Source organism: Pseudomonas sp. NPDC090233 (assembly GCF_044772285.1).
In the GTDB taxonomy this organism is placed as follows: Bacteria; Pseudomonadota; Gammaproteobacteria; order Pseudomonadales; family Pseudomonadaceae; genus Aquipseudomonas.
Map to the genome: position 1 here is coordinate 180,357 of NZ_JBIVYQ010000001.1, position 25,084 is coordinate 205,440.

Annotated in this window: 27 protein-coding genes, 1 tRNA gene and 1 pseudogene; 17 read left to right on the forward strand and 12 right to left on the reverse strand. The window is 60.0% G+C overall.

Annotated elements, in window-relative coordinates:
- Positions 1 to 10 precede the first annotated feature (10 nt).
- The 8 genes from rpmI to ACIQUF_RS01100 all read left to right on the forward strand — a co-directional run bounded on the left by rpmI (position 11) and on the right by ACIQUF_RS01100 (position 6,024).
- Positions 11 to 205, forward strand: coding sequence for a 50S ribosomal protein L35 (gene rpmI, locus ACIQUF_RS01065; RefSeq protein WP_400794473.1), 195 nt, complete (start codon positions 11 to 13; stop codon positions 203 to 205).
- 27 nt (positions 206 to 232) lie between these two features.
- Positions 233 to 589, forward strand: coding sequence for a 50S ribosomal protein L20 (gene rplT, locus ACIQUF_RS01070; protein ID WP_003250671.1), 357 nt, complete (start codon positions 233 to 235; stop codon positions 587 to 589).
- Positions 590 to 699: 110 nt separating this feature from the next.
- Complete coding sequence (gene pheS, locus ACIQUF_RS01075) at positions 700 to 1,716, forward strand: phenylalanine--tRNA ligase subunit alpha (RefSeq protein ID WP_400794475.1); 1,017 nt, start codon at positions 700 to 702, stop codon at positions 1,714 to 1,716.
- 31 nt (positions 1,717 to 1,747) lie between these two features.
- Entirely contained in the window at positions 1,748 to 4,129 is a 2,382-nt protein-coding gene (gene pheT / locus ACIQUF_RS01080; RefSeq protein ID WP_403127068.1) for a phenylalanine--tRNA ligase subunit beta, read from the forward strand.
- A gap of 4 nt (positions 4,130 to 4,133) precedes the next feature.
- Entirely contained in the window at positions 4,134 to 4,436 is a 303-nt protein-coding gene (ihfA, locus tag ACIQUF_RS01085; protein WP_003250679.1) for an integration host factor subunit alpha, read from the forward strand.
- Positions 4,417 to 4,773 carry a MerR family transcriptional regulator gene (locus tag ACIQUF_RS01090; protein WP_008100384.1) on the forward strand — a complete coding sequence of 119 codons (357 nt, stop codon included), beginning with the start codon at positions 4,417 to 4,419 and terminating at the stop codon, positions 4,771 to 4,773. Before ihfA ends, ACIQUF_RS01090 begins: the two co-directional genes overlap by 20 nt.
- 118 nt (positions 4,774 to 4,891) lie before the next feature.
- Positions 4,892 to 4,968, forward strand: a tRNA-Pro gene (locus ACIQUF_RS01095).
- A gap of 252 nt (positions 4,969 to 5,220) precedes the next feature.
- Positions 5,221 to 6,024 (forward strand): HNH endonuclease, encoded by an 804-nt coding sequence (locus ACIQUF_RS01100; RefSeq protein WP_403127072.1) that lies wholly within the window; start codon positions 5,221 to 5,223, stop codon positions 6,022 to 6,024.
- Positions 6,025 to 6,196: 172 nt separating this feature from the next.
- Here the strand turns inward: ACIQUF_RS01100 and ACIQUF_RS01105 are convergent, their stop codons facing one another.
- The 3 genes from ACIQUF_RS01105 to ACIQUF_RS01115 form a co-directional block, all read right to left on the reverse strand.
- A complete protein-coding gene (locus ACIQUF_RS01105; RefSeq protein WP_403127074.1) occupies positions 6,197 to 6,472 on the reverse strand; it encodes a DUF3077 domain-containing protein in 276 nt (91 codons plus the stop codon).
- Between the two features lie 99 nt (positions 6,473 to 6,571).
- Entirely contained in the window at positions 6,572 to 6,814 is a 243-nt protein-coding gene (locus tag ACIQUF_RS01110) for a hypothetical protein (RefSeq protein WP_403127077.1), read from the reverse strand.
- A gap of 652 nt (positions 6,815 to 7,466) precedes the next feature.
- On the reverse strand, positions 7,467 to 10,430 hold the full coding sequence (locus ACIQUF_RS01115) for an autotransporter domain-containing protein (protein WP_403128856.1): 2,964 nt from the start codon (positions 10,428 to 10,430) through the stop codon (positions 7,467 to 7,469).
- Between the two features lie 444 nt (positions 10,431 to 10,874).
- Here ACIQUF_RS01115 and ACIQUF_RS01120 point away from each other — a divergent pair, with 444 nt between their 5' ends.
- Together ACIQUF_RS01120 and ACIQUF_RS01125 are read left to right on the forward strand one after the other, a co-directional pair.
- A complete protein-coding gene (locus ACIQUF_RS01120; RefSeq protein WP_403128858.1) occupies positions 10,875 to 11,486 on the forward strand; it encodes a hypothetical protein in 612 nt (203 codons plus the stop codon).
- A 250-nt stretch (positions 11,487 to 11,736) separates the two neighbouring features.
- Positions 11,737 to 12,069 carry a GNAT family N-acetyltransferase gene (locus ACIQUF_RS01125; protein ID WP_403127079.1) on the forward strand — a complete coding sequence of 111 codons (333 nt, stop codon included), beginning with the start codon at positions 11,737 to 11,739 and terminating at the stop codon, positions 12,067 to 12,069.
- Between the two features lie 23 nt (positions 12,070 to 12,092).
- Here the strand turns inward: ACIQUF_RS01125 and ACIQUF_RS01130 are convergent, their stop codons facing one another.
- The 4 genes from ACIQUF_RS01130 to ACIQUF_RS01145 form a co-directional block, all read right to left on the reverse strand.
- On the reverse strand, positions 12,093 to 12,479 hold the full coding sequence (locus tag ACIQUF_RS01130; protein WP_403127082.1) for a cupin domain-containing protein: 387 nt from the start codon (positions 12,477 to 12,479) through the stop codon (positions 12,093 to 12,095).
- Positions 12,480 to 12,551: 72 nt separating this feature from the next.
- Complete coding sequence (locus ACIQUF_RS01135) at positions 12,552 to 13,376, reverse strand: AraC family transcriptional regulator (RefSeq protein WP_403127085.1); 825 nt, start codon at positions 13,374 to 13,376, stop codon at positions 12,552 to 12,554.
- Between the two features lie 147 nt (positions 13,377 to 13,523).
- On the reverse strand, positions 13,524 to 14,870 hold the full coding sequence (locus ACIQUF_RS01140) for a dicarboxylate/amino acid:cation symporter (protein ID WP_403127088.1): 1,347 nt from the start codon (positions 14,868 to 14,870) through the stop codon (positions 13,524 to 13,526).
- Positions 14,871 to 14,968: 98 nt separating this feature from the next.
- The gene (locus tag ACIQUF_RS01145) at positions 14,969 to 16,024 is read right to left on the reverse strand and encodes a tartrate dehydrogenase (protein WP_403127091.1); all 1,056 of its coding nucleotides are present in this window, start codon (positions 16,022 to 16,024) and stop codon (positions 14,969 to 14,971) included.
- Positions 16,025 to 16,205: 181 nt separating this feature from the next.
- Here ACIQUF_RS01145 and ACIQUF_RS01150 point away from each other — a divergent pair, with 181 nt between their 5' ends.
- The 4 genes from ACIQUF_RS01150 (at position 16,206) to ACIQUF_RS01165 (ending at position 19,404) form a co-directional block, all read left to right on the forward strand.
- A complete protein-coding gene (locus tag ACIQUF_RS01150) occupies positions 16,206 to 17,117 on the forward strand; it encodes a LysR family transcriptional regulator (RefSeq protein ID WP_403127094.1) in 912 nt (303 codons plus the stop codon).
- Between the two features lie 339 nt (positions 17,118 to 17,456).
- Positions 17,457 to 17,942: an Hcp family type VI secretion system effector gene (locus ACIQUF_RS01155; protein WP_403127096.1), complete on the forward strand. Its 486-nt coding sequence runs from the start codon at positions 17,457 to 17,459 to the stop codon at positions 17,940 to 17,942.
- Positions 17,939 to 18,652, forward strand: coding sequence for a DUF4225 domain-containing protein (locus ACIQUF_RS01160; protein WP_403127098.1), 714 nt, complete (start codon positions 17,939 to 17,941; stop codon positions 18,650 to 18,652). Before ACIQUF_RS01155 ends, ACIQUF_RS01160 begins: the two co-directional genes overlap by 4 nt.
- A gap of 380 nt (positions 18,653 to 19,032) precedes the next feature.
- Positions 19,033 to 19,404: a hypothetical protein gene (locus ACIQUF_RS01165; protein WP_403127101.1), complete on the forward strand. Its 372-nt coding sequence runs from the start codon at positions 19,033 to 19,035 to the stop codon at positions 19,402 to 19,404.
- Positions 19,405 to 19,531: 127 nt separating this feature from the next.
- Here the strand turns inward: ACIQUF_RS01165 and ACIQUF_RS01170 are convergent, their stop codons facing one another.
- The 3 genes from ACIQUF_RS01170 to ACIQUF_RS01180 are packed head-to-tail and all read right to left on the reverse strand — an operon-like array spanning position 19,532 to position 21,769.
- Entirely contained in the window at positions 19,532 to 19,882 is a 351-nt protein-coding gene (locus tag ACIQUF_RS01170; RefSeq protein WP_403127104.1) for a hydroxyisourate hydrolase, read from the reverse strand.
- Positions 19,879 to 20,388: a nucleoside deaminase gene (locus tag ACIQUF_RS01175; RefSeq protein WP_403127108.1), complete on the reverse strand. Its 510-nt coding sequence runs from the start codon at positions 20,386 to 20,388 to the stop codon at positions 19,879 to 19,881. The genes ACIQUF_RS01170 and ACIQUF_RS01175 overlap by 4 nt, the downstream gene beginning before the upstream one ends.
- A 46-nt stretch (positions 20,389 to 20,434) precedes the next feature.
- Positions 20,435 to 21,769, reverse strand: a complete 1,335-nt coding sequence (locus ACIQUF_RS01180) for a nucleobase:cation symporter-2 family protein (RefSeq protein ID WP_403127111.1) — start codon at positions 21,767 to 21,769, stop codon at positions 20,435 to 20,437.
- A gap of 183 nt (positions 21,770 to 21,952) precedes the next feature.
- On the opposite strand from ACIQUF_RS01180, the gene ACIQUF_RS01185 reads away from it, so the two are divergent.
- A complete protein-coding gene (locus ACIQUF_RS01185) occupies positions 21,953 to 22,867 on the forward strand; it encodes a LysR family transcriptional regulator (RefSeq protein ID WP_403128860.1) in 915 nt (304 codons plus the stop codon).
- 106 nt (positions 22,868 to 22,973) lie between these two features.
- Positions 22,974 to 23,198, forward strand: a complete 225-nt coding sequence (locus ACIQUF_RS01190; RefSeq protein WP_403127114.1) for a hypothetical protein — start codon at positions 22,974 to 22,976, stop codon at positions 23,196 to 23,198.
- A 34-nt stretch (positions 23,199 to 23,232) separates the two neighbouring features.
- Here ACIQUF_RS01190 and ACIQUF_RS01195 read toward each other — a convergent pair whose 3' ends face one another.
- Together ACIQUF_RS01195 and ACIQUF_RS01200 are read right to left on the reverse strand one after the other, a co-directional pair.
- Positions 23,233 to 24,396: an AAA family ATPase gene (locus tag ACIQUF_RS01195; protein WP_403127117.1), complete on the reverse strand. Its 1,164-nt coding sequence runs from the start codon at positions 24,394 to 24,396 to the stop codon at positions 23,233 to 23,235.
- A gap of 77 nt (positions 24,397 to 24,473) precedes the next feature.
- Positions 24,474 to 24,710 carry a hypothetical protein gene (locus tag ACIQUF_RS01200; RefSeq protein WP_403127119.1) on the reverse strand — a complete coding sequence of 79 codons (237 nt, stop codon included), beginning with the start codon at positions 24,708 to 24,710 and terminating at the stop codon, positions 24,474 to 24,476.
- A gap of 102 nt (positions 24,711 to 24,812) precedes the next feature.
- On the opposite strand from ACIQUF_RS01200, the pseudogene ACIQUF_RS01205 reads away from it, so the two are divergent.
- Positions 24,813 to 25,082, forward strand: a pseudogene (locus ACIQUF_RS01205) (type VI secretion system tube protein Hcp); the annotation flags it as partial.
- Positions 25,083 to 25,084: the final 2 nt, after the last annotated feature.

A 25,084-nucleotide genomic window follows, 5' to 3' on the forward strand; every position in this document is an offset into this window, starting at 1 on the left:
GAGTTCCAACATGCCAAAAATGAAAACCAAGAGCGGTGCTGCAAAGCGCTTCCTGAAGACCGCTACCGGCTTCAAGCACAAGCACGCTTTCAAGAGCCACATCCTGACCAAAATGTCGACCAAGCGTAAGCGTCAACTGCGTGGTAGCAGCCTGCTGCACCCGTCCGACGTGGCAAAAGTCGAGCGCATGCTGCGCGTTCGTTAATTCTGGTTAAGATAGAGGAAGTTACTCATGGCTCGTGTTAAGCGCGGCGTTATCGCTCGTAAGCGTCACAAAAAAATTCTGAAACTGGCTAAAGGTTACTACGGTGCACGCTCGCGCGTATTCCGCGTAGCCAAGCAGGCAGTCATCAAGGCAGGCCAATACGCCTACCGCGACCGTCGCCAGAAGAAGCGTCAGTTCCGCGCCCTGTGGATCGCTCGTATCAACGCCGGTGCCCGCACCAACGGTCTGTCTTACAGCCGTCTGATTGCTGGCCTGAAAAAGGCGTCGATCGAAATCGACCGTAAGGTTCTGGCTGACCTGGCAGTGAACGAAAAAGCGGCGTTTGCTGCAATTGTCGAGAAAGCTAAAGCCGTTCTGGCTTAAGTACCCACGACAATCATCCGGCGGCGCAGTGTGCTGCCGGGTGTAAAACGTCATCGATAGGGGAAGAGCCTACAAAGCTCTTCCCCTATTTTCGTATCTGGAGTCTGTACATGGAAAACCTGGACGCGCTGGTCTCCCAAGCCCTTGAGGCCGTGGAGCGCGCTGAAGACATCAATGCCCTGGAACAGATCCGGGTTCAATATCTCGGCAAGAAAGGCGAGCTGACCCAGGTGATGAAGACCCTGGGCAACCTGCCAGCCGAAGAGCGGCCGAAAGTCGGCGCGCTGATCAACGACGCCAAAGAGCGCGTCACCGAAGTGCTCAATGCACGCAAGGCCGCCTTCGAAGAAGCCGAGCTCAGCGCTCGCCTGGCCGCCGAATGCATTGATGTGACCCTGCCAGGCCGTGGCCAGACCACCGGTGGCCTGCACCCGATCACCCGTACCCTCGAGCGCATCGAGCAGTTTTTCACCCACATTGGCTACGGCATCGCCGAAGGCCCAGAGGTCGAAGACGACTACCACAACTTCGAAGCGCTCAACATCCCCGGCCACCACCCGGCCCGGGCGATGCACGACACCTTCTATTTCAATGCCAACATGCTGCTGCGCACCCACACCTCGCCGGTGCAGGTGCGGACCATGGAGTCCAGCCAGCCGCCGATTCGCATTGTCTGCCCAGGCCGCGTCTACCGCTGCGACTCGGATATCACCCACTCGCCGATGTTCCACCAGGTCGAAGGCCTGCTGATCGATCGCGATATCAACTTTGCCGACCTCAAGGGCACCATCGAAGAATTCCTGCGCGTGTTCTTCGAGAAAGAACTGGCCGTGCGCTTCCGCCCGTCGTTCTTCCCCTTCACCGAGCCGTCCGCCGAAGTCGACATCCAGTGCGTGATGTGTTCCGGCAAAGGCTGCCGCGTGTGCAAGCAGACCGGCTGGCTGGAAGTGCTGGGCTGCGGCATGGTGCACCCGGATGTACTGCGCATGTCCGGCATCGACCCGGAAGAATTCCAGGGCTTCGCCTTCGGCATGGGCGCCGAGCGCCTGGCCATGCTGCGCTATGGCGTCAACGATTTGCGTCTGTTCTTCGACAACGACCTGCGGTTCTTAGCCCAATTCCGCTAGGCCCAATCGACGCAACTTTCAGGAGAACAGCATGAAATTCAGTGAACAGTGGCTGCGCGGTTGGGTAAACCCGCAAGTCTCCCGTGACGAACTGGTCGCCCGCCTGTCCATGGCCGGCCTTGAAGTCGACAGCGTAACCCCCGCTGCCGGCCAGTTCAGCGGCATCGTCGTGGGCGAAATCCTCGCCACCGAACAACACCCGGACGCCGACAAACTGCGCGTCTGCCAGGTCAGCAACGGCCAGGAAACCTTCCAGGTCGTCTGCGGCGCCCCTAATGCGCGCCCAGGCATCAAGATCCCGTTCGCCATGATCGGCGCCGAACTGCCAGGCGACTTCAAGATCAAGAAAGCCAAACTGCGCGGCGTCGAATCCTTCGGCATGCTGTGCTCGGCGGCTGAGCTGCAGATCAGCGAAGAAAACGACGGCCTGCTCGAACTGGCCGCCGATGCCCCGGTGGGCGAAGATATTCGCCAATACCTGAGTCTGGACGACGCCAGCATCGAGATCGGCCTGACCCCGAACCGCGGTGACTGCCTGTCCCTGGCCGGCCTGGCCCGCGATGTCAGCGCCCTGTACAACGTCCCAGTCACCCGCCCGGTGGTCCCGGCCGTTGCGCCTACCCACGACGAAGTACGCCCGGTCGAAGTCTCGGCCCCGGCCGTGTGCCCACGCTACCTCGGCCGCGTCATCCGCAACGTCGACCTGTCCAAGCCAACCCCGCTGTGGATGGTCGAGCGCCTGCGCCGCAGCGACGTGCGCAGCATCGACGCCGCCGTCGACATCACCAACTACGTGATGCTCGAACTCGGCCAGCCGATGCACGCCTTCGATCTCGCCGAAATCAACGGTGGCATCCGCGTGCGCATGGCCGAAGAGGGCGAGAAACTCGTCCTGCTCGACGGCCAGGAAGTCTCCCTGCGCGCCGACACCCTGGTCATCGCCGACCACACCCGCGCCCTGGCCATCGCCGGCGTCATGGGTGGCGAGCACAGCGGCGTCAACACTGAAAAGACCCGCGACCTGTTCCTCGAAAGCGCCTTCTTCGACCAGATCGCCGTCGCTGGCAAAGCCCGTTCCTACGGCCTGCACACCGATGCCTCGCACCGCTACGAGCGCGGCGTCGATTCGCAACTGGCCCGCGAAGCCATGGAGCGCGCCACCGCGCTGCTGCTGGAAATCGTCGGCGGCGAAGCCGGCCCGATCGTCGAAGCCGTCAGCCAGCAGCACCTCCCGAACGTCGCCCCGGTAACCCTGCGCGCCGAACGCATCACCCAGATGCTCGGCATGGAGATGGACGCCGCCCAGGTCGAGCAGATGCTCAACGCCCTGGAGCTGAAAACCGAGGCGAACGGGGCAGGGCAGTGGACCGTCACCGTCCCAAGCCACCGCTTCGACATCAGCCTGGAAGTCGACCTGATCGAAGAGCTGGCCCGTCTGTATGGCTACAACAGCCTGCCGGTCCGCTACCCGCAAGCCCGCCTGGCGCCAACCGCCAAGCCGGAAACCCGCGGTGAGCTGCCGAACCTGCGCCGCCTGCTGGTCGCCCGCGGCTACCAGGAAGCGATCACCTACAGCTTCATCGACCCGAAACTGTTCGAGCTGTTCAGCCCAGGCGTAGAGCCGCTGCTGCTGGCCAACCCAATCTCCAGCGACATGGCCGCCATGCGCGCCTCGCTGTGGCCGGGCCTGGTCAAAGCCCTGCAGCACAACCTCAACCGCCAACAAGACCGCGTGCGCCTGTTCGAAAGCGGCCTGCGCTTCGTCGGCCAGCTCGGCGACCTGCAGCAGCAGCCAATGATCGCCGGCGTCGTTACCGGCAGCCGCCTGCCTGAAGGCTGGGCCAACGGCCGCGACAGCATCGACTTCTTCGATGTGAAGGCTGACGTCGAAGCCCTGCTGGGTTACTCCGGCGCCTTGAGCGACTTCAAATTCGCCGCCGGCAAACACCCAGCCCTGCACCCAGGCCAGACCGCTGTCATCCAGCGCGACGGCAAGGACGTAGGCTACCTCGGCGCCCTCCACCCGGAGCTTGCCAAAGCCCTGGACCTGGACCGCCCGGTGTTTGTCTTCGAGCTGGTACTCGGTGATGTGGTCGAAGGCCGCCTGCCTAAATTCAGCGAACTCTCCAAGTTCCCGGAAACCCGTCGCGACCTGGCCTTGATCGCAGGACGTGATGTAGCGTCTCAAGACGTGCTTGAAGTAATTCGTGACAATGCAGGCGAATGGCTTACAGACCTCAGGCTGTTTGACGTCTACCAAGGTAAAGGCATTGATCCTGATAGAAAAAGCCTGGCAGTCGGCTTGACCTGGCAGCATCCATCGCGCACTCTTAACGACGATGAGGTGAACACTACCCTGCAAAACATCCTCACCTCGCTCGAACAAAGGTTGAACACCACGTTAAGGAAATAACGGCATGGGTGCTCTGACGAAAGCTGAGATGGCCGAAAGGCTGTACGAGGAGCTGGGGCTTAACAAGCGTGAGGCCAAGGAGCTGGTCGAGCTGTTTTTTGAAGAAATTCGGCACGCACTTGAAGAGAACGAGCAGGTCAAGTTGTCCGGTTTCGGCAACTTCGACCTTCGCGACAAACGCCAGCGGCCGGGCCGCAACCCCAAGACAGGGGAAGAGATCCCGATCACTGCACGGCGCGTCGTCACCTTTCGTCCAGGGCAGAAGTTGAAGGCCCGGGTTGAGGCCTATGCTGGAACCAAGCCATAACGACGAACTGCCCCCCATACCGGGCAAACGCTACTTCACCATCGGTGAAGTGAGCGAGTTATGTGCGGTGAAGCCGCATGTGCTGCGGTATTGGGAGCAGGAGTTTCCTCAGCTGAACCCTGTGAAGCGGCGGGGGAATCGGCGGTATTATCAGCGGCAGGATGTGCTGATGATTCGCCAGATTCGGGCGCTGCTTTACGATCAGGGGTTCACCATTGGCGGGGCGCGGTTACGGCTCTCCAGTGATGAGGTGAAGGATGAGTCAAGCCAGTACAAGCAGCTGATTCGGCAGATGATTGTTGAGTTGGAGGATGTGTTGGTGGTGTTGAAGAAGTGACCTTTGCGGTTTTTCTGATAAATGGAAATTTTTTTGAGAAAAAGGTTTCATTTATCAGGAGGTTAGGGTACATTCTTCAACGTTCTCGGCAGGATTGAGAACATGCTTCAAGCCCAGTCGGGGCGTAGCGCAGCCCGGTAGCGCACTTGCATGGGGTGCAAGGGGTCGAGTGTTCGAATCACTCCGTCCCGACCATTATTTGAAACGGCTAAGCCACCTTCGGGTGGCTTTGTTGTTTCTGGGGATTTTTTAGATCTCAGTCGTTGATGTCTGACCAACAGTGCTGATTGCTCTATGAGCAATGGGCAAATTTGATACTGCTTCGTAAGGTTCGACGCTGACCCGAGGCGTTATTGCAAGTAAATTGAGCACTCAACGATTATCACTTAGCTGTAGGAAATTTCTTCTTCTTTGGTAGGCTGTTGCCATCAATAGGAGGAAATGGAAATGCCTGTCGTCATTGTCGAAAATGACACATCGCAGTGGGAAGATCAGACAGGTGCTGTCTATCACTTCCCGAAGCGCTACAGCACTTGGCTCGTTGAAGGAACGGAAGTCATTTATTACAAGGGGCGTATCAAAGACAAAGGCTATGCATCCCTTCGCCTCAGCGCCGATCCTCATTACTTTGGCAAAGCGCGCATCGGCGAGATACATGCAGACCGGAATAGCACGAAGGGCGATCTATTTGCTTTGATCGAAAACTTCACTCCGTTTGAAGAAGCAGTGCCTTCGAAAATCGACGGGTTGTACCTAGAAACGGTCCCCGCAACCCGAGTGAAAAACTATTGGCGTGACGGCGTTAGGCCCATCTCCCAAGCTGATTATGATGCAATCTTAAGCCACGCGAAGCTAATGCCCCCGCAGACTGGGCAGCAAAAACCGAAGTCGGAAGACGATCCGTTGACCTTTGAATCGGCGAACGAAGGCAGCAAGTCGAGCTACTTTGGAACCCGCTACGAGCGCCGTAAAGATCTGAGGATGCAGGCTATCGCCATCCATGGGCTTGACTGCAAAGCTTGTGGGTTTGATTTCGAGCAGGCTTACGGCGAGCACGCGAAGGGCTTCATCCATGTCCACCATGAGGTGCCGATTTCAAACTTTGGGGGCGAAAAGGCTGTGAACCCCGCGACTGATCTCGTGACCTTGTGCGCAAACTGCCACGCTATGGTGCATCGCAAGAAGGATATAACGTTAAGTGTCGAGGAACTGAAAGGTATGTTGCGCGTGCGGTGGGTGTTCGAAAGCTAGTTGGCTGCTGAGTGCGTGCCTTTGTGGCTGGTATTTCAGAGCAGTGTTCTCACAGACTTAGGTGAGTCTCCTGAAGTTTGTCTGATGCTGAAAATGTCGGGGCCGCTTGGCGGCCCTTTCGCGATACAAGGCCGCTTAAAAACGCGCGGCGGTCTTGTGAGACCATCTCATCTCAAGTTTTCTTCATCATGCCCAGTTCAGCATCATCCAGCAGAGCTTTGGCCAGAGCACAGAGATAGTGTGACGCCCAAAGCAACTGCGGTTTATCTTCCATCAGGCCGTCGATGCTGAGGTCGCGAGCATAGCCCATCAGTTCTGATGCCTGTTCCCGGGCGCTCTGGCAGGGGATGCCGGCTTCGATGCGGAACAGAGGGTGGGTCTGGTTCTCGCCTTGGTAAAACGTGGTTGTACCTGGTGTTGTTGGTTCGACTTCGCTGTCTGTTGGCATCGGTAATCTCCCTGAAAGTTCAGATGCCCGCACTTGCGGCTAGTGCTCCTTCGTAGGTTGCTACAAAGGAGATTGTGAGTGCGGGGCTTGCCTGGTGGCTTAGTGCGCCGTTTTCGGATCCGGCGGTGTTTGCACCTGGGTCAATGCTGATTCAAGCAGTTGACGCAGACTTTCAAGCTCGTGCATTGAGGCCATCATCAACAACGATATCGGTGACCTGGGTTGCATCAGTACGGCTTGCTGGGCGACGGCTTCGGCACAGAGTGCGTAGTCGGCCGCCATCATGAGTGTCTCTTCAAGGGAGTGATGGTTGTGCGGGGGATCGGGAACTATCTTCAGCATGCTCACGCTCCAACAATGGTTGAGCTGCACACCGATTAGCCGTCAAGCAAGAAGGGTGGCAGCTGTACGTAGGTTGACGGACCGAGATTGTTGGCACTCGGCGCACACAATGTGCCCGCACGTACAGCCGCCATAAGCGTATGCACACGAACAACAATCGACGGCCCGTCAAGGTCGGTCGCTGAATTGGCAGCGACTGGCCGAGACTAGGACTCACGTTTCGCGTGTGCAACGAAAAACAGGCGAGGCGAGTATCTTTGGGAAGCGTCCTACAGGGAAGGGGTTAAATCCGGTATTTTTCGGCGGTGAGCGTAACAACATGTAACGTCTGAGCGCTGATAAGGGACTTCAAGATAATCAGCCGGAGCAAAAGTCATCACATCGGGTGAGCAGGGGGCTAGCAGAGTTGGATGGCACCGGCTGCGCCGGCGTTCGCGGGGCAAGCCCGCTCCCACAAAGTGGGGCGATGCAAGCTTGAAGATTGGAGGGGCCTTGAGAATCAATGCCAGGTTGCAGGGCCATCCACTGTCCTGGCGTGCTTCGCATCTGTTTGTCGGCAAACAGTGTCGCTGAAGCGCTTGGGCCTTCCGCCGTTATCTGGCATCAGACCCGAGCGGTCAGGCAGTGACTTGTGCAAGCCCACCGCCGCACCTCAGAACCGAACCGTAATCCCCGCATTCACCGAGTGGAACCGCGCATCCGACCCAAACTGCCCCTGATACGACACCCCCACATCAGTCTGGCGATTCAACTGCACCTTCGCCCCCACTTCAGTTATCGCCACATTCCGCGTCGGGGCAATCCCCTGCACCGCAAAGTCCGGGCCGCCGGCAAAGGCCTGAGTACTGCGCGGGTCCAGATCACCATAAGCGCGGCGCCATCCCAGCGAGCCATATACCTGAGTGTCGTGATTGGCCACGCGGGTGTGAGTTGAAGCGCGCAGGCCCACCGTTGAGAACCAGGTGTCCTGCTTCTCACTGGACACATCCAGCGCCGCCGCACCGCCTTTCTCATGGAAGCTGTCGGCGTCGTACTTCACATACGACACGCCCACGAATGGTTCCAGCGCCACGGTGCCCAGGCCGATACGATAAGCCGCTTCACCACTGGCCTGCAGCGTGTTGGCGTCGCGCTTGCCCTTCAGGTGGTCGTTGAACCCGGCAAAGGCCACGTTGCGCTCGCTGTCCAGCTTGTGCCAGGTGTAGCCGACATCTGCGCTCAGGCGCAGGGCGTCGAATTGGGCAGCGGTGTACAAGCCCAGGTGGTAGTTGTCGCTGTGGCCTTCGGCATCACGGTCATCGGCATCGAACTTGGTGCGGCTGTAGCCGCCGTACACGCCGGCGCGCCAGTCCTGGCTGATACTGCCGTCCGCGCCAATCAGCACGCCGCCAGTTCTTTGGTGCAGGCCGCTGGCGCCGTTGTTGCCGTCCAGTCGCGACCAGTTGCCGAAGGTTTGCGCCCAGGCGCCACCCTGCGCTTCAGGGGCAGTTGGCATGAAGTTCGACGCGCCGAGTGGCATGCGCACGGTGTTGCTGTCGAGCAGGCTGCGCAGGCGGGTGCCCAGCACGCCGGAAACCACCTGGCTATTGGCGATCAGCGCGGTGCCGGTGCTGCCGTGGTAGTCGCCGGAGAGCTGGTCGATGGCATTGCGCGCGCTGTCGGCATCGAGCACCAGCAGATTGTTGTACAGACGCAGCGGGTCGCCGCTCTGTTCCAGTTCGCTGAGTGCGCCTGCGGTGTTCCATTGGTTCTCTGTGAGCGCCACGGTCTGGAAGATTCCGGGTGTAGCTGGCCCGCCCGTTTCTGGCGGCTGGACCGGAGGCTGAACGGGGGGCTGTACGGGTGGTTCGACAGGCGGCTCGATCGGTGGCTGTACTGGTGGCTCTACAGGCGGCTGAACCGGTGGCTGTACCGGAGGTTCTACAGGCGGCGTTACCGGCGGTTCTACCGGTGGCTCGACAGGCGGCTCTGGCGTGGTGGGCTTCTGCGCGACGGTCAGGTTCAGTTCATTGGCGGTGCGCTGCAGACTGACGTCGAGGAACGCCGAATTGGTGAACGCCTGGGCGTAGGCAGTGCCGGCGGCAGCGCCGTCCACTAAGCCGCCCTGGGCGGCCAGCAAGGTGTAGGTTTGCCCGGTCTGGTAGCTCTGCGCGTCGTTGAGGGTGGTGACATCGACCCGTGTGCCGCGCAAGGTTGCGGTGCCGCTGACGTTGACGCGGTCGGCGGTGCCATTGCCAGCGATGTCCGCGGCGTAACGAGAACCGGCGGCCATGTCCAGATCGCCTCTGATCGACAAGGCCCCCAGCGCGCCCTCACCTGGGGAGAGGGTGCCGCCCGAGGCGACCTGGGTGGTGCCGACTTGGCCGCTGCCGGCCAGCACACCGCCGTCCAGGACTTGGGTGCGGTTGCTGTAGTTGCCCAACGAATCGGTGTGGCCGACGGTGCCGTTGACCACCAGGGTGCCGTTGCCGACGCTCAGCAGCGAGGTGCCGCGCGGGTTGCTCTGGTCGACATCGCCGGCCAGCACCAGGCGCCCGCCACGCACCACCGTGCTGCCGGACATGCCGCTGAGGTCGCCTCTGAGGGTAGTGTTGCCGCTGAAGGCGTACACACGGCCCGCACCGCTGATGCTGTTGCTCACTTGCAGGTCGCCGTCGGTGTGGTTGAACGCCAGCGCGCCGCTGCCGGCGCCGAAGCGGATCGCCGTTTGCGGATCGAGGCGGCCGGCGGCTTGTGCGGCGGTGGCCGTGAGGGCGTCGATATCGGTGCGGCTGTCGTCCCGAACCACGCCGCCGCCGATGCTGAGGGTGCCGCGAGCGGCGGAGTTGATGTTGGTCAGCTCGCTGATGTCGACGCCGTCGGTGCTGCTCAGCTCGGCCCCGTTGGAGAGCACGAGGTTGGTGCTGTTGGTGGTGGTGCCCAGGGTCATTGTGCGGGTGGCCAGGCGGGTGCCTTCGCCGGACACGCTGACAACGGTGTTGCGGCCGAGGTTGGCCGAGCCCAGATTCATCGAGTCGCTGGTCAGCACCGCGCCGTCGCTCAGGCTGAGGTCGTTGCGGTTCCTGAAGGTGCCGGTGTTGTCCCAGCGTGTGTTCGCACCGGACAACTCGCTGATCGAGTTGATGGCCACGCGTTCGCTGGCAAGCTGCCCGCCCTCCTGCAGGGTGATGCGCGAGTCGTAGAGGAACACGCCGCCGGAGGTCACTTCGACCGTATCTACCTTCGAGCCTTGGCCGCTGACCAGAAGGTTCGCCCGGGAGAAGCCATTGCCGGCGTTGCCGTCGTCGCTGAGCTGCAGGTCGCGCACCGACACTTGCCCGCCGTCCAGCACGTTCAGCGTACCCTGGCCGGAGCCGCCGATGACGATGGTATTACCCAGAACGGCGTTGGTGCGCGGCACGACCCAACGGGTGCCTGCGCCTTGGACCACGACAGTCGCCATCGCAGTGCTGGCTTCGTTGTTACTAAGCGAGCCTCCGATACGCCCGCCGTTGCTGATGACTTCTGCGCCATTGTTGAGGGTCAGGCTGGCGGGGACGCCGTTGCCGGGGCGCAGCACCACCGCGCCATCGATCACGCGGTCACTGCTGAAGGTGTCTTGGCCGCTGTTGAGGATGTAGTCCGCTGCGTTCGCGTTCGGCAGCATGGCGAGGGTGATCGCGAACGTGAGCGGGGATAGTCTGAAAAAAGGCTTCATGGCGACTCCAGATATTCCATTAGATGCCACGCGAAAGTGGCGGCCAGCCCTCACGGGCTTGGCGTTCCATAGGTGCGACAGGTAAAGGCTGGAAGTATCGGGAGGGCGCAGCACGGGGAAAATAGTACGCATGTGCTAGCGGGGTGCGGTACGTGACGCAGTGCACAGATTGGACTGGGCCGCGAACTGCGGCGCCTGGAAAGCATCACTTTATCAGGGGCAGATAGCTGGCCACATCAGCCAGGGGAGAGCGTATATTGCCAGCGCCGAAACTTGCGGCTACAGCTCACCATTAGTACAGCTGAACCCTCATCAGAGAACTTGGAATTCACTAACAAGGAACATGCAATGAAAGGGACTTTGTTGTCACAGTTACTACTGACAGGAATGCTGGCATCAGCAAGCGCTGCGCCGGTATTGGCTGGCAATGCCGCGCCGAAAGCCGGCCAATATGAGGCGTTGATGCTCGCCGTCACGCCGGACCGCAAGGTCGAAGGTTTCTATTCGGAAGAACTGGGCGAGGGTGTGAGCCGGCGCTGCGCATTCTTTCTGCAGGGCCAACTCGATGACGCGGTGCCAACGCAAGTCACTACCTGGCGCCGCGAGGCTTATCCAGGCAGCATTGCCACAACCTCAGACAGTATTTCGCTGACGGTTCCCCGTGGCCAGGAGCACCCGGGTTGCATGAGCGTGCTGGGCCCAATGATCAGCACCGGCCTTACGCTGAGTCGCATTGCCAGCAAACCCTGGATCGGCCTTGTCACGGTCAGCGCCGACAAGGCATACCTGCAGAAGACTCGCAGCGGGCAGGCGGGCAATGGCCCTTACATCATCAAGGGTGATGTCGTGGGCGTGCTCGCGTATGAAGCGGGGTGGGCCAAGGTCGAATTCCCCGGCACGGATGATCATTCCCATATCGGCTGGATTCGCCAGGATCAGTACAGCCGGCTGCAGCCAAGTGGCTCGCAGCTGTAGAGCGGTCCAGGCAAAGCATTCGCAATGCGGAGCTCAAATCGTCCATCCCCAGCAACGAATCAGCAGGAAGAAGCATGGTGACCATACACCCATTAACGGCGAACGAATGGCGGGTCTACCGGGATCTACGTCTGCAAGCCTTGCGCGATTCACCCAATGCGTTCTCAAGCCGATACGAAGATGAGGCTGCCAGAGACGATCAGACTGGGCAGCGCGCGTTTCTAATGCTGCCACGTCCACCAGCGCTCAGTTGCTGATCGCATTTCAGGGCACTGAACCTTGTGGCCTGGTTTGGTGTAGATCCATCGCTGCTGCACAGCCCGTCGTGGAGCTTTTCCAGATGTGGGTAACCCTGTCAGCACGCGGAACAGGCGCTGGAAGAGCGCTGCTTGATGCAGCCATCACATGGGCTGCAAGTCGCGTTGCGGAACGCGTGTGCTTGGGGGTGACGATCGCAGACAGCCCGGCGATGCAGCTGTACGCGTCGGCCGGGTTCAATCCTGTCGGGGAGCCAGAGCCTTTGCGACAAGGCTCGGCGCTGAGGTCGCAACCCATGGAGCTGCATCTGAATGGTCTCAGGTAATGCAGACCTGAGCCATCATCAGTTCAAATCCACACGTCATTCACCGCAGTCCGCTCACCCCCTTCGTGCCCCGTATTCAAAACCCCTCGGGGCTCGATCATCATCAGTTTCGCCTCACCCTGCGCGGCAGTCCTGTGCTCCACTCCACGGGGCACCACATACAATTCGCCCGGTTTCACATAAACGCAGCCCTCCGGCAGATCGATACGCAAAGTGCCTTCAAGCACCAGAAACGCTTCGTCCGTTTCCGGGTGCGAGTGCCAGATGAATTCACCTTCGATGCGCACAACCTTGAACTGGTAGTCGTTCATTTCCGCGACCACCCGCGGGCTCCACTGTTGTTCGATCAGCGAAGCCTTCTGGGCCAGGTTCACAGGGCATGATGCGCGTTGTATCTGGGTGTTGGACATGATGGATCCTCGGTAGTTGAGGTGTTCAGCCTATCGAACCCGAATCGCGTCGTTCTTGTACGATCCTGCAAGTCAGCGAGCAGGCCGCAAGCGCTCCAGCCAACGCAGCGGTGATACGCCGTAGCAGCGGGTGAAGTGTCGAGTCATGTGGCTCTGATCATGAAAGCCCGCCGCCAGGGCCGCATCAGCCAGGGTGAAACCATCCAGCAGCAACCGACGAGCGTTGTCCAGGCGCCGCAGCGTGACGAAGCGGTAAGGGCTGGTGCCGTAGAGGGCGCGAAAGTCCCGCGACAAGCTCCATTGCTCGCGCCCGCTGGCCTGTTCGAGCATCTCCAGGGTAATACCCAGGTGAAGGTGCTCCATGATGAATGCCCTGGCGCGCTCGGCCGAGCGGTAGTCCAGGCGCTTGCGGCCGCGCGGTTTGCCGCCGACTGCACGCAGTGCCATGGCTAGGTCGTAGAGGGCGTCCTGCTCCTCAAGCGTTTCCAGCGGTTGGTCCAGTGCCTGCACGAAGGTTTCACTGGCGCGGTACAGGCGCGGATCTTGGGACAGTCCGCCGGCAATGAAGGGCAACGGCTCACCGCCGAGTACGTTTTGAATCAGCGCCGGGTCGATGTAGGCCATGCGGTAGCGAAAGCCCGCGTCGGTACCCGCCATGCCGTCGTGCACTTCGTCTGGGTGGAGGACAAGGGTGTTACCCGGTACGCCATGGCACAGCGTGCCCTTGTAATGAAAGCTCTGCACACCGGCCAGGGTGCGGCCGATCGAGTAGGTGTCGTGACGGTGCGGGTCGTAGCCGTGGCTACCGAACCACGCTTCGATGCGTTCCACGCTGCCGGGTCGAGCGTTGCGTATGACCCAGTCCGAGGTGGCTGCGCGGCTTGATTTTCGTTCCATGAAGGGTCTCTGCCTAGTGGACCGGCGCATTGCGCGTCGTGACGATAGCGAAGACAGTGCCTGATCAATTTCAGTGAGGGAAGGGCACAGGCAAAGCAGTCTGGCCCGCCACGCCACATTGAAAGGGCGCGGCTCACCTTAACCGGATTATTCGTGCGGGCTCAAAACGCCAGCTCTCAGTGTTTTAACGGGCCGACTCGATGCAGTCAATTGTTCCTGCGCCGATTCCGGCGCTGGCGCTGGCTGCCCATCAAGGGCCAGGTCCATCTGCTCTTTATCAAGCGCACCAACCCATTTGGCAATCGCCATGGTGCCCACCGCATTACCAATCGTATTGGTGATAGCGCGGGCTTCAGACATGAACCGATCCACCCCGAGCAGCAGCACCATCCCGGCTACCGGAATCTTGTCCATCGTCGCCAGGGTAGCCGCCAGGGTGATGAATCCAGAGCCGGTGACACCCGCAGAGCCCTTGGAGGTCAGCAACAACACGCCCAGCACGATCAACTGGTCCATCAGGGTCAGCGGCGTGTTGGTGGCCTGCGCGATGAAGATGGCTGCCATGGTGTAGTAGATGCATTGTCCATCAGGGTTGAAGGTCAGCCCGGATGGAATTACCAGGCCCACCACCGGCTTGGACACACCGGCTTTTTCCAGTTTGTTCATCAGCTGCGGCACGACCGACTCTGATGAGCTGGTACCCAGCACAGTGAACAGTTCTTCCTTCAGGTACTTGAGAAACTTCCACAGGCTGAAGCCAGACAGGCGTGCGATGAGGCCTAGCACGACCGCAACAAACAGGAAGCAGGTGACGTACATGGTCGCCACCAACTTGCCAAGCGACACGATCGAACCCAGCCCATACTTGCCAATGGTGAAGGCCATCGCGCCAAAGGCCGCAAGCGGTGCAAGGCGCATGATCATGCCGACAATGTGGAACATGCCGTGGGAAAAAGACTCGAGCACATCGACCATGGGTTTGCCCCGAGGCCCCAGATGCGCCAAAGCGATACCGAACAAGGTAGAGAACAGCAGAATCGGCAAAATCTGATTCTGTGCAAATGCATCGGCGACACTGACCGGGATGATCTTCATCAAGAAGTCAGTGATACCGTCGCCACTTTGCGCAGCCGAGGTGTACGTAGCGATGCTGGAGGCGTCGAGGTGAGCCGCATCGACGTTCATGCCGGCGCCTGGCTTGACGAAGTTGACGACCAGCAGCCCCAGGACCAGGGCAAACGTGGACAGCACCTCAAAGTAGATGAGCGCCCGGGCGCCGACGCGGCCCAGTTCCTTCATGTTCTCCATCCTGGCGATGCCGAGTACCACCGTGGCGAAGATGATCGGGGCGAACACCATTTTGATCAGCCTGATGAACGCATCACCAAGCGGTTTCAGATCAGTGCCGATGGCCGGCCAGAACACACCCAGCAGTACACCGGCGGCGACCCCAATCAGTACTTGAACGTACAACTTTCCCAGAATGCTTTTCATGACAGGACCCTGATTTTTATTCTTGTCAGGTGATACCGACGAGACAGGTCAACGACCTGCCTCTCGGCGCTTTGTCTGGATGACGCTTCTGTATCGGATCAGCGATTGATCAACGCGATGACGGCATCGGTGATCTGGCGGGTGGTCGCGGTGCCACCCAGGTCCGGGGTGTGCAGGCCGCTTTCGGTCACGGCTTCGATGGCCGACATCAACTGTTTGGCGGCAGCCGGCTCGCCCAGGTGTTCGAGCATCAGCGCTGCGGTCCAGAAGGTCGCGATCGGGTTGGCGACGCCTTTACCGGTGATGTCGAAGGCAGAACCGTGAATAGGTTCGAACATCGATGGGAATTGCCGCGACGGGTTGAGGTTGGCGGTCGGTGCAATACCCAGGCTGCCAGACAACGCGGCGGCCAGGTCGGACAGAATGTCGGCGTGCAGGTTGGTGGCGACAATCACGTCCAGCGTGGACGGTTTGAGCACCATGCGCGTGGTCACGGCGTCGACCAGTTCCTTGTCGATCTTCACATCCGGGAAGTCATTGGCGACTTCGTAGAAAATCTCGTCCCACAGCACCATGCCGTGACGTTGTGCGTTGGACTTGGTTACCAGGGTCAGGTGCTTGCGTGGCCGACCCTGCGCCAGCTGGAAGGCAAATCGGTGAATGCGCTCGACACCGGCACGGGTAAACACCGACACCTCGGTGGCGACTTCTTCGGGCAGGCCGCGGTGCACACGGCCACCATTGCCGGAGTACTCACCCTCGGAGTTCTCGCGCACCACGACCCAGTCGATCTGGTCGCCGTTGTGCAGTGGGCTTTTCACGCCGGGCAGTACCCGGGCCGGACGCACGTTGGCGTACTGGTCGAAACCCTGGCAGATCGGCAGGCGCAGGCCCCACAGGGAAATATGGTCCGGCACATTGAGGGCACCGACGGCGCCGAAGAAAATGGCGTCGAAGGTTTTCAGCTCTTCGAGGCCGCCATTAGGGATGTAGTGACCGGTTTTGAGGTAATGCTCCGAACTCCAATCGAAATCCTTGAAGGCGATTTCGAACCCGGATTTTTTCGACAGGGCTTTCAGCACTTCAACGCCGGCAGCAATCACTTCGATACCAATTCCGTCACCTGGAACAGCCGCAATATTGTAAGCAGTCATGAGTCAGCACCTTCGTTGGATGTTCTTGTTTTCCCTGTCGTTCACGCCCAGTGACAGGGTGTGAGCAGAGTTTAAGCAGGAATTCCAAGGCAATAAGCTACTGAAAATCACTACATAAATTACTTGAGGTTACTAATAGCTGCGCTCATTCTGTGTAGTCCGTCCTTGTCTTGAGCCAGACATGAACCAGACGCTAGACCTCTCATTTTTCCACCTGCTCGCCACCCAGGGCAGCCTTGCGGCCACGGCACGCGAGCTTGGCGTGACCCCACCGGCAGTCAGCAAACGGCTGGCAGCGCTGGAGGCGCGTTTCGGTGTTCGCCTGGTCAATCGCACCACCCGCTCGATGAGCCTGACTTCGGAGGGCGAGCTGTATTTTTCTCACGCTGCGCGCATCCTCACGCAGATCAACGAGGTCGAGCAGATGGTCGTCAGTAGCCGCGCGACGCCCAAAGGGCTGATCCGCGTGAACGCCTCCCTCGGTTTTGGCCGGCGGCATATCGGCCCGGCCCTGGCCGCGTTCTTCAGCCGCTACCCGGATGTGGAAATACAGCTGGAGATCACCGACCACCCGCTGGATCTGGCGGCCCACGGTTTTGACCTCGGCATCCGCTTCGGCACGCTGCCGGATGCGGCGTTCCATGCCCGCAAGATCGCCTCGAACCGCCGACTGCTGTGCGCGTCACCGCTTTATCTGGAGAAGCACGGCACGCCCCAGCGCCTGTCTGATCTGCAGCAGCACAACTGCATCTTCATCCGCCAGAACGAAACGCCGTACGGCGTGTGGAGTTTCACCCATGGCAGCCGTACGCAGAACATCAAGGTACGTGGGGCTCTGGGCTGCAATGACGGGGAGGTGGCCCTGAACTGGGCGTTGGAAGGTTACGGGATACTGATGCGTGCAGAGTGGGATATCGCCCGTTATGTACGCAGCGGCCGGCTACGCTTGGTACTGGAGGACGAAACACCCACTCGGGCGGACGTCTATGCGGTCTACCCCCAGCAGCTGCACCTGTCAGCGCGGGTCCGCAGCCTTATCGACTTCCTGGTCGAACGTTTCGCACATATTGATCATGTTGAAGATGCCGAATGACCGGCCTGCTTGGTTCACGCTTGTCTAAGGGGGCGTCTAGAGCAGGAGTATCTGCCCAAGATGCAGTTGGAGCGCGTGATCAGGACTTGGGCCACAACATGCCCACGTCGCCTGAGCCGCAGTGACCCCGGACCATCTGACAGTTCCCGGTGATCATTTAGCACTTGTTCAGTCGGCGGCGGCTGTCTGGTTTGATGTTCGGTCCATGAATAGTCGTTCCGACTGAGTTCGACGAAATATTCTTACATAAATTGAGTCGATAATCTCGGACGGATCCTACATACAAACTGACTGTTAATTTTTTAGCCTCCGTTCCTTCACCTACAAGGAGTTGGCGAAATGGCTTCCCACGGTTACCTGTCAATGACGGGCAGAAGACAAGGTCTTATCTCCGCTGGATGCTCTGCTACCGACTCGATTGGCAATCGATGCCAAAGTGCTCATCTGGACGAAATAATGGTGCTCTCGTTCAGCCATAATTTGTCCAATCTGGGCAACACCGAGCAGACCACACATCGCCCTATCTTGATAACCAAGTACATCGATAAAGCTACTCCGCTGTTGGCAGAGGCATTGACCAATCGAGAAATACTCGAGTGTCGAATCAATCTCTATCGCATCAATGCTGCGGGAAAACACGAGTGTTATTTCAAGGTTGATCTGTCTGATGCAATCATTGTTGATCAGCGAATGGAGGTTCCTCACTCAGTCCTGCTGAATGCTCAAGATCCTCAGGAATACCTCGCCATCCGCTACGGATTTATTGCTTGGCATCACTTGACCGCTAATACGAGCGGCTATGCAACGTGGGGAGATGTTGCATGAGGAATAGCGGCAATTACGCAGCCACGTCGACCGAGGTTTGGGAGGTCAGCCATTTGGCAGTGCGGCTCACACAATATGCGTGTGAGGTTGGCGCCCATCACTTGCAGGATGATGTGCTCAGGGCACAGTTTACTCAGGAAATTGCGTATTTAGGCCAAGTGATTGTTGAAGATGTGCGCGCTGGCAATATTTCTGCTGATGAGGGTCGAGAAGCCCTTGAGCAAGAGTATCGTGAACTGCTCCGTCAAATCTGGGAGTACTCAAAACTCGTAGCTGGCGTGACTGCAGGTGTTTTGCAGATAGGCACTGGGATCGCTGTCTGCAAATTTACTGCTGGGCTCGGGTGTGCTATCGGAGGCTTTCCTATGATGATGCATGGGATGAACAATATTTATGAAAATGGCATGAACATTGTTCAAAGACGTAACGATAACGTAGGTCCTGTACGGAGAATTTATCAGAATGTCGCCGTTGCGGCGGGGGGCGTAAAGTCCGATGGTAACGTAGCCTACGGTGTTTCGGATCTCGGCCTGTCAGCCTACAATTTGGGTCGGATTGTGTTAAGGCCAGGCGCTTGGCGGCTGTTTCGTTATATTGAGGCAGATAAAACGCGTGCGATAAAGACCATGAGTACCCACTCGATAGTGTTTGAGGTGGGGGTGGACATGTTGACCGGTGATCAAGTTCTCGTTGAGCTGAAGGATAAGTAATGGCCTGGTTGTTCGTTTCATGTGTCGTGCTTGGCATATGCGCCGCATTTGCCCTGCGAGCCAGGTGTTCAGGGCCGAATCTTGGCTATGGATTGTTTTGCCTATGCCTGGTTTTTAATCTTTTCTTTATAACGTACTATATGAGAATTTTGGAGTTCGACCGTTTCTTGTTCTTCGGGTATCATCCTGACTTCGTTAAGGAAAATATTTTTGTGGGCTGGGCTGCATTAATAGGCGTTTTTCTACATTGCGGGGCAATGCCTACGCGAGGCTAGGTCAAAGCAACATGCCACCGGTCAGTGCTCTGGCACTACCACCCGAGCTTTTTGCTCTGAGTTACAGACACGCAGCAACGCTGCGCTGCAAACCGGAGAACGATTATGGCAATCGATCACAATGGCCCCGATGCTCCCTACCCAGGCCCCGCCGAGGTCGCGCCAGATACCGGCGCAGGTCACGGCTCCGGCCTGGAGCAAACAGAGTCCGAACCCAAGCAGGGCGCTGGTGAGAAATGGTCCGAGAAGCGGCCCGAGGATTGGAATCCGCCGCCTGGCAATCCTGGGTCCGATCAGGATGCTCAGGTCGAGCGAGAAAACGGCACTGCTCGCACCCAACAAGACACGGCGCAGCAGTCGAGCAATAGAGAGAACGAGGTGCCGCTTCCTGCCGACGATGAATCGCCGGTCGATCAAGAAATGAGGGATGTGGATGCCAACAACTCGGTGTCCAGCGAGTATCCGCAGCCTCGTTGAATATCAAAGCCTGAGCGAGCGCCGCACCCCGCTTAGTGGGAGCGGCTTCAGCCGCGAAGCAAGCGACGCGGTGGATGGCACCGGCGTTGCCGGTGTTCGCGGCTGAAGCCGCTCCTACCGGGCCCGGTCAGGCGCCGCCGCGGAAGCAGCTCACTCCCCACGCCGTAAGCTTGAACGGCAAGTGGTAGTGCTCCCTGGCATCACCAATGCCAAAGCGATAAACCAACTCATCCAGAAAGGGAGTGTCAGCAATCGAAGCTCCGCGCGCGCGATAGAACGCCGCCACCTGAAGGCGCACTTCATAGACCCCGACGCCAAAGCAAACACCCAGCGTCTCCAGCAGCGGCAACAGCCCCCGCTCATCCACATTCCCCTCCAGGATGGACGCTTGGCCGACCGCGCCAATACTCACGCCCATCCCCTGCGCCACGCGCCCACTGGCGACATCGACCACGTGGATCGAAACACCCCCGTTCATTTCCAGAACCCCTCATGCGCTGTTGCCGCCTCGTCCTCTAACAAGGGGCCGTGCACGCAAACTTCACGCTGACCTCGGGCAAACACCTCACGGCAGGGCAGGGAGAACGTCGGGTTTTCCGGGTGCGCCCCGGTCAGCCCGAGCAACGTGTGTTCCGACAACGCGTACACCACGCGGCCGATGCCGGTCCAGTACACGGCCCCGGCACACATGCAGCACGGCTCGGCGCTGGTATAGAGCGTGCACGCGGCCAACGCTTCAGGCGGCAACGCTTTGGCGGCCAACGCGGCGGCGACCAGTTCAGCGTGCTGTGTGGGGTCGCCTTGCGGTGGCATGGAGTTATTACCGGCGCTGGCGATTACCCGGCCACTGGCATCGGCGACGATGGCCGCGAAAGGGTGGCGGCCGCGTTCGCGGGACTGTTCCGACAGTTGGATCGACTGGCGCAGCAGGTCGAGATCGAGGGCAGTTACACCGCTTAAAGCATGCGGGTTGGCTGTGGTCATGATGGCTCCTTGGGTCAGGCAGGTTGTAAGTACGCAGCAGCACGAGTCACTTGGCCACGCTGGCATCGCCGGTGTCGTGGGCAGTGGCCGTGTCGTTGTTGAGCAACAGGTTGAGGGTGATGGCGGCAATCGCGCCGAGGAAAATGCCGCTTTCCAGCACCAGCTTGAGCGGGCCGCTCAGGTGATGGAAAAGGGCGGGGAAGGACATGGGCAACACACCGATGCTCACCGACACGGCGACAATGATGCCGTTGCGCGTGCCTTCGAACGGCACCCGTGACAGCTCCTGGATACCCGCCACGGTGGTCATGCCGAACATGACGATGGCGCACCCGCCGAGCACAGGCGTAGGCACGGCGGCGATCAGTGCGCCCAATTTCGGGAACAAGCCCATCAGCACCATGATCGCGCCAGCGGCGGCGACCACGAAGCGGCTCTTGACGTTGGAGAGGGCGATCAGCCCGGTATTCTGGGTGAAGGCGTTGTACGGGAAGCTGTTGAACAGCCCGCCGAGCATGGTCGAGAAACCATCCGCGCGGAAGGCGTTGCCGAGCGTGGTCTGGTCGGTGGGCTTGCCGACCAGTTTGCCGATGGCCAGGCAGTTGCCGGTGGTCTCGGCCATGATCACCAGCATCGCCAGCAGCATGATCAGGATTGGCACACTGGAAAACTGCGGTACACCAAAAGCCATCGGCGGGCTCAGTTCGAACCAGGCGGCCTGGCCGACGTTGCCGAAGTGCGTCATGCCAAAGGCCGCCGCCAGCAGGCTGCCGCACACCAGGCCGATCAGCACGCTGAGGTTTCCGATAAAACCGGAGAAGCGTGCGTACACCACCAGGGTAATAGCCACGGTCGCTATCCCCAGCAGCAGGTTGGCGGGCTTGCCGAAGTCTGGCGCGTCAGGGTTGCCGCCGCCCAGCCAGATGGCCGCTGCTGGCATCAGCGAAATACCGATGATGGTGATCAGGCTACCGATCACCACGGGCGGGAAGAAGCGCAGCAGGCGGCTGAACAGCGGCGCGATGGCGATGGTGATGGCCCCGGCCGCGATCACGGCGCCAAACACTTCCTGCAGGCCGAATTGCTTGCCGATCATGATCATCGGTGCCAGCGCGATGAACGAGCAGCCCTGGATCAGCGGCAGCCGTGCGCCGAAGCGCCAGAAGCCAAGGGTCTGGAGCAGCGTGGCGATGCCGGAGGTGAACAGGTTGGCGTTGATCAGCGTGACGATCTGCGCCTGGGTCAGGCCCAGTGCGCTGCCGAGAATGAGCGGGACCGCGACAGCGCCGGCATACATCACCAGCACGTGCTGCAGGCCGAAGGTGAACAGTTGCCGCAGTGGTAGTACTTCGTCCACCGCGTGGACCTTTGTGTGGCTCATGGCGTGAATCTCCTGAAGGTGCGGCTCTTTTCGTTGTTTTGGCGCCTGGAGTGACACGCAGCGCAGGGAAGCACGGGCAGCTGTCAGCGGTGTCGAGGGGGATACTCCTGCGAAACAAACGATGGAACAAATGAGTAACCATCGTTAGCATCGATGGATCAGGTCATGAAGGCGGGGTCGGTGATGCGCTTTTCGCTGGAGCAATTGCAGGTGTTCGTCGCTGCGGTGCAGGCAGGTTCATTTTCGGCAGCGGCCAGGCGACTTGGCCGCACCCAGTCGACGGTCAGCGCTGCGATCAGCAACCTGGAAACCGACCTGGGCGTGGAGTTGTTCGACCGCACCAGCCGCATACCGGCATTGACCGCCGCCGGCCATAAACTGTTGTTGCGGGCCGAGGGCATCCTTGAGCGCTGCTATGCCCTGGAAGGCAGTGCCGACGGCCTGGCAGAGCAGGCGGAGCCGGCACTTACGCTTGCCATCGAGGTGCCGTACGGTTCGTTGGTCCCGGCGTTGAAGGCCTTCGACGAAGCGTTTCCTTTTGTCGACCTGCTGATTCGCCACCCCGTCCATGGCGATGTGAGCGAGATGGTGGACAAAGGCGAGGCCGACCTGGGCATCGCCTTTTCCCAGCCGGGTTACCCGCCGACATTGGCCTTCCAGCAACTGGGCAAACTGATCATGGCCCACGTGTGCCACGCCACGCATCCGCTCGCGCAGCTGCAAACCTGCCCCTTCGCCGACCTTCATGCCCACCGCCGTCTGGCGTTCTTCGGCCACGCGCAGAAGCTGCCCAGCAGCGAGTATCTGCGCGCAGCGCAGGTCTGGCAGGCCGAGAGTTATCTGGCTTTGATGGAGATGGTGCGGGGCGGTTTGGGCTGGGCGACGTTGCCGCGGCAGCTCATCCAGCGGGAGCTGGATTCGGGGGAGCTGGTCGAACTGCAACTGCAGGCGTACCCGCATACCGACTGGTTGGTCGGCGTGGACCTGCTTTGGCATCAGCAGCGCAGGCTGGGACCGGCGACCCGATGGTTGCGCGACTGCGTGCGGCATACCAAGGTGTTCGAGCTGGACCGGCATGGCAGGCCGACCACGTTGTAGGCGGCACTGGAGCGTGGTCGGTTGAACGTCGCTTGAGGAACTCCCGCTGAATTATTTCCTGCCCTTAAAGTCAGGTAGTGAGTCATCAATCCTTTCGGAGGTCCTCATGCATCCCTACACGGTGCAGTATCAACTCAATGGCCAACCTACTTCTCACACCTTTGAACTCAAGCAGCCCAGTCTCGCTCGACACGAAGCGGCGCTTCACTTGATGGTGCTGCACTTTGGTGACGGCGAGAACAGCCTGGTCATGCCGCCTGCCGATGCCACGCCTGCAGAGGTGCTGGCTCAAGCCGAAGTACTTGGCTTGTCGGATATCGAAATTGCCTGAAGGCTCGGCCTGGCCGGGTGCTGCTTCCCGGCCGTCAATCCACCCATCGCCACAGCGGTTCATCCAGCAATCCAACCCCCCGCAACTGCGTCTGCCCCTGCTGCTTCTCCAGCTCCAGTACATTGCACCCCTCACACGCCTTCAACGCCTCGATCAGCGGCCGGCTGTGCGACACCACCCACACCTGGCTACGTTGCGAAGCGCGAATGATCAACCGCGCCAGGGCCGGCAGCAGGTCGGCATGCAGGCTGGTTTCCGGTTCGTTGAGCACCATCAGCGATGGCGGACGCGGCGTCAGCAGCGCGGCCATCAGCAGCAGATAGCGCAGAGTGCCGTCCGACAGTTCCGCGCCACCCAGCGGGCGCAGCAGCCCGTGCTGGTGCAACCGCACGCTGAACAGACCGCCCGGTGGTGCATCGATCTCCAAGCGACTGCCGGGGAACGCGTCTTCCAGCGCGGCGACGAGGTCTTCGACCTCACCGATTTCGATGATGGTCTGCAGCGCCGAAGCGAGGTTGCGGCCATCGTGATGAAGCACCGGCGAACGCGTGCCCAATTGGGGTTGGCGGCACGGGGCATCGCGGTCGATGCGGAAGTGGTCGTAGAACCGCCAGCTGTTGATGAACTCACGCAACTGGCCAATCTCCGGGGCCTGGCGAGGGCGGCCGACGATGTTGAAAAAGCTCTCGCCGCTGTCGGCGTGTTGGTCTAGCACAGCCCAGCCGTTGCCCTCGCGGGCACGCACCATGGCGTTCTTGCGCTCCACCAGCAGCGATGAAGGGCGGTAGGCGCCAGCGCCCCAGATGGCTTCGCTCTTGATCTCGGGGTCGAGCATGAAGGCGGTCGGGTAGGGCAGTGGGATCGGCAGGCCGAGGGCGATGGCGAAGCCAAAATCCTCGGTGGCGAAGCCCAGGCGCAGGCGTTTGACGTCGCTCGGGTGCTGGCCCTGGATAGGCACCTCGCCGCGCTTCATTCGCGCACTCGCTTGCGGGCCGGCCCACCAAGTCGAATCCAGTCCGCCTTCACGCGCGAGGGCTTCGATCACGCCGCCCTGGGCGGTCTCGGCGAGCAGGCGCAGGGCTTTGTACAGGTTGGATTTACCGCTGCCGTTGGCGCCTGTGACCAGGTTGAGTTGGCCCAGCGGGAGTACCAGGTGGTTGATCGAGCGGTAGTTGCCAATGGCGAGGGTAGTCAGCATGCGGTGCGTTCCAGCTTTAACCAGGCGACGGATTGTGGCCGAAGCGCAACGGCCTTGCCAGTTTCGACACCCAGTGCTCAACCTTCAGGAGGGGTAATACCGCACACGAACTCATCCGAACCAAGGCGGTGCGAGCCATACTCGACGACGTATTCAGTCCCGCGGCGCTGGGCCTCAACTCTGGCTGTCTGCTGGTCGGCATACACGTCCACAAAGTGCCATGGATGCCGGTCACGCAGGACGCCCCAGCCTAACACCCAGCCCTCGTTGTCTGGGTCTGCCGGCAGATTTTTCGCCAGGCTGCGAATGGTCATTGCAGGTTTCCTCGAAATTACTGCGGCAGGGAACCTTCTTCAGACACGCCTGTCGCATTCAGTCCTAACGTTTGAACACACCATTACCAAGGAAAGGTAAGTATGGCATTTGACGCCTACCTTCAGATCACCGATATCGCTGGCGAAGCGCTCGATGAGCGGTACACCCAGTGGATCGAGATTACCGGTTACAACTTCGGCGTCAAACAAAGCACCTCCGCTACCGCGAGTTCTTCTGGCGGTGCAACATCGGGGCGCACGACCCTGACCAATTTCACCTTCACTAAGTTTCTCGACAGTGCCAGCTGCAAACTGCTGGAAGCCAGCTGTGCGGGCCAGCATCTCAAGGACCAACAAAAAGTATGCGTGAGGTG

Coding starts and splice junctions, on each gene's coding strand:
- rpmI (WP_400794473.1), top strand. CDS start 11: ATGCCAAAAATGAAAACCAAGAGCGGTGCTGCAAAGCGCTTCCTGAAG.
- rplT (WP_003250671.1), top strand. CDS start 233: ATGGCTCGTGTTAAGCGCGGCGTTATCGCTCGTAAGCGTCACAAAAAA.
- pheS (WP_400794475.1), top strand. CDS start 700: ATGGAAAACCTGGACGCGCTGGTCTCCCAAGCCCTTGAGGCCGTGGAG.
- pheT (WP_403127068.1), top strand. CDS start 1,748: ATGAAATTCAGTGAACAGTGGCTGCGCGGTTGGGTAAACCCGCAAGTC.
- ihfA (WP_003250679.1), top strand. CDS start 4,134: ATGGGTGCTCTGACGAAAGCTGAGATGGCCGAAAGGCTGTACGAGGAG.
- ACIQUF_RS01090 (WP_008100384.1), top strand. CDS start 4,417: ATGCTGGAACCAAGCCATAACGACGAACTGCCCCCCATACCGGGCAAA.
- ACIQUF_RS01100 (WP_403127072.1), top strand. CDS start 5,221: ATGCCTGTCGTCATTGTCGAAAATGACACATCGCAGTGGGAAGATCAG.
- ACIQUF_RS01105 (WP_403127074.1), bottom strand. CDS start 6,472: ATGCCAACAGACAGCGAAGTCGAACCAACAACACCAGGTACAACCACG.
- ACIQUF_RS01110 (WP_403127077.1), bottom strand. CDS start 6,814: ATGCTGAAGATAGTTCCCGATCCCCCGCACAACCATCACTCCCTTGAA.
- ACIQUF_RS01130 (WP_403127082.1), bottom strand. CDS start 12,479: ATGTCCAACACCCAGATACAACGCGCATCATGCCCTGTGAACCTGGCC.
- ACIQUF_RS01135 (WP_403127085.1), bottom strand. CDS start 13,376: ATGGAACGAAAATCAAGCCGCGCAGCCACCTCGGACTGGGTCATACGC.
- ACIQUF_RS01140 (WP_403127088.1), bottom strand. CDS start 14,870: ATGAAAAGCATTCTGGGAAAGTTGTACGTTCAAGTACTGATTGGGGTC.
- ACIQUF_RS01145 (WP_403127091.1), bottom strand. CDS start 16,024: ATGACTGCTTACAATATTGCGGCTGTTCCAGGTGACGGAATTGGTATC.
- ACIQUF_RS01150 (WP_403127094.1), top strand. CDS start 16,206: ATGAACCAGACGCTAGACCTCTCATTTTTCCACCTGCTCGCCACCCAG.
- ACIQUF_RS01155 (WP_403127096.1), top strand. CDS start 17,457: ATGGCTTCCCACGGTTACCTGTCAATGACGGGCAGAAGACAAGGTCTT.
- ACIQUF_RS01160 (WP_403127098.1), top strand. CDS start 17,939: ATGAGGAATAGCGGCAATTACGCAGCCACGTCGACCGAGGTTTGGGAG.
- ACIQUF_RS01165 (WP_403127101.1), top strand. CDS start 19,033: ATGGCAATCGATCACAATGGCCCCGATGCTCCCTACCCAGGCCCCGCC.
- ACIQUF_RS01170 (WP_403127104.1), bottom strand. CDS start 19,882: ATGAACGGGGGTGTTTCGATCCACGTGGTCGATGTCGCCAGTGGGCGC.
- ACIQUF_RS01175 (WP_403127108.1), bottom strand. CDS start 20,388: ATGACCACAGCCAACCCGCATGCTTTAAGCGGTGTAACTGCCCTCGAT.
- ACIQUF_RS01180 (WP_403127111.1), bottom strand. CDS start 21,769: ATGAGCCACACAAAGGTCCACGCGGTGGACGAAGTACTACCACTGCGG.
- ACIQUF_RS01185 (WP_403128860.1), top strand. CDS start 21,953: ATGCGCTTTTCGCTGGAGCAATTGCAGGTGTTCGTCGCTGCGGTGCAG.
- ACIQUF_RS01190 (WP_403127114.1), top strand. CDS start 22,974: ATGCATCCCTACACGGTGCAGTATCAACTCAATGGCCAACCTACTTCT.
- ACIQUF_RS01195 (WP_403127117.1), bottom strand. CDS start 24,396: ATGCTGACTACCCTCGCCATTGGCAACTACCGCTCGATCAACCACCTG.
- ACIQUF_RS01200 (WP_403127119.1), bottom strand. CDS start 24,710: ATGACCATTCGCAGCCTGGCGAAAAATCTGCCGGCAGACCCAGACAAC.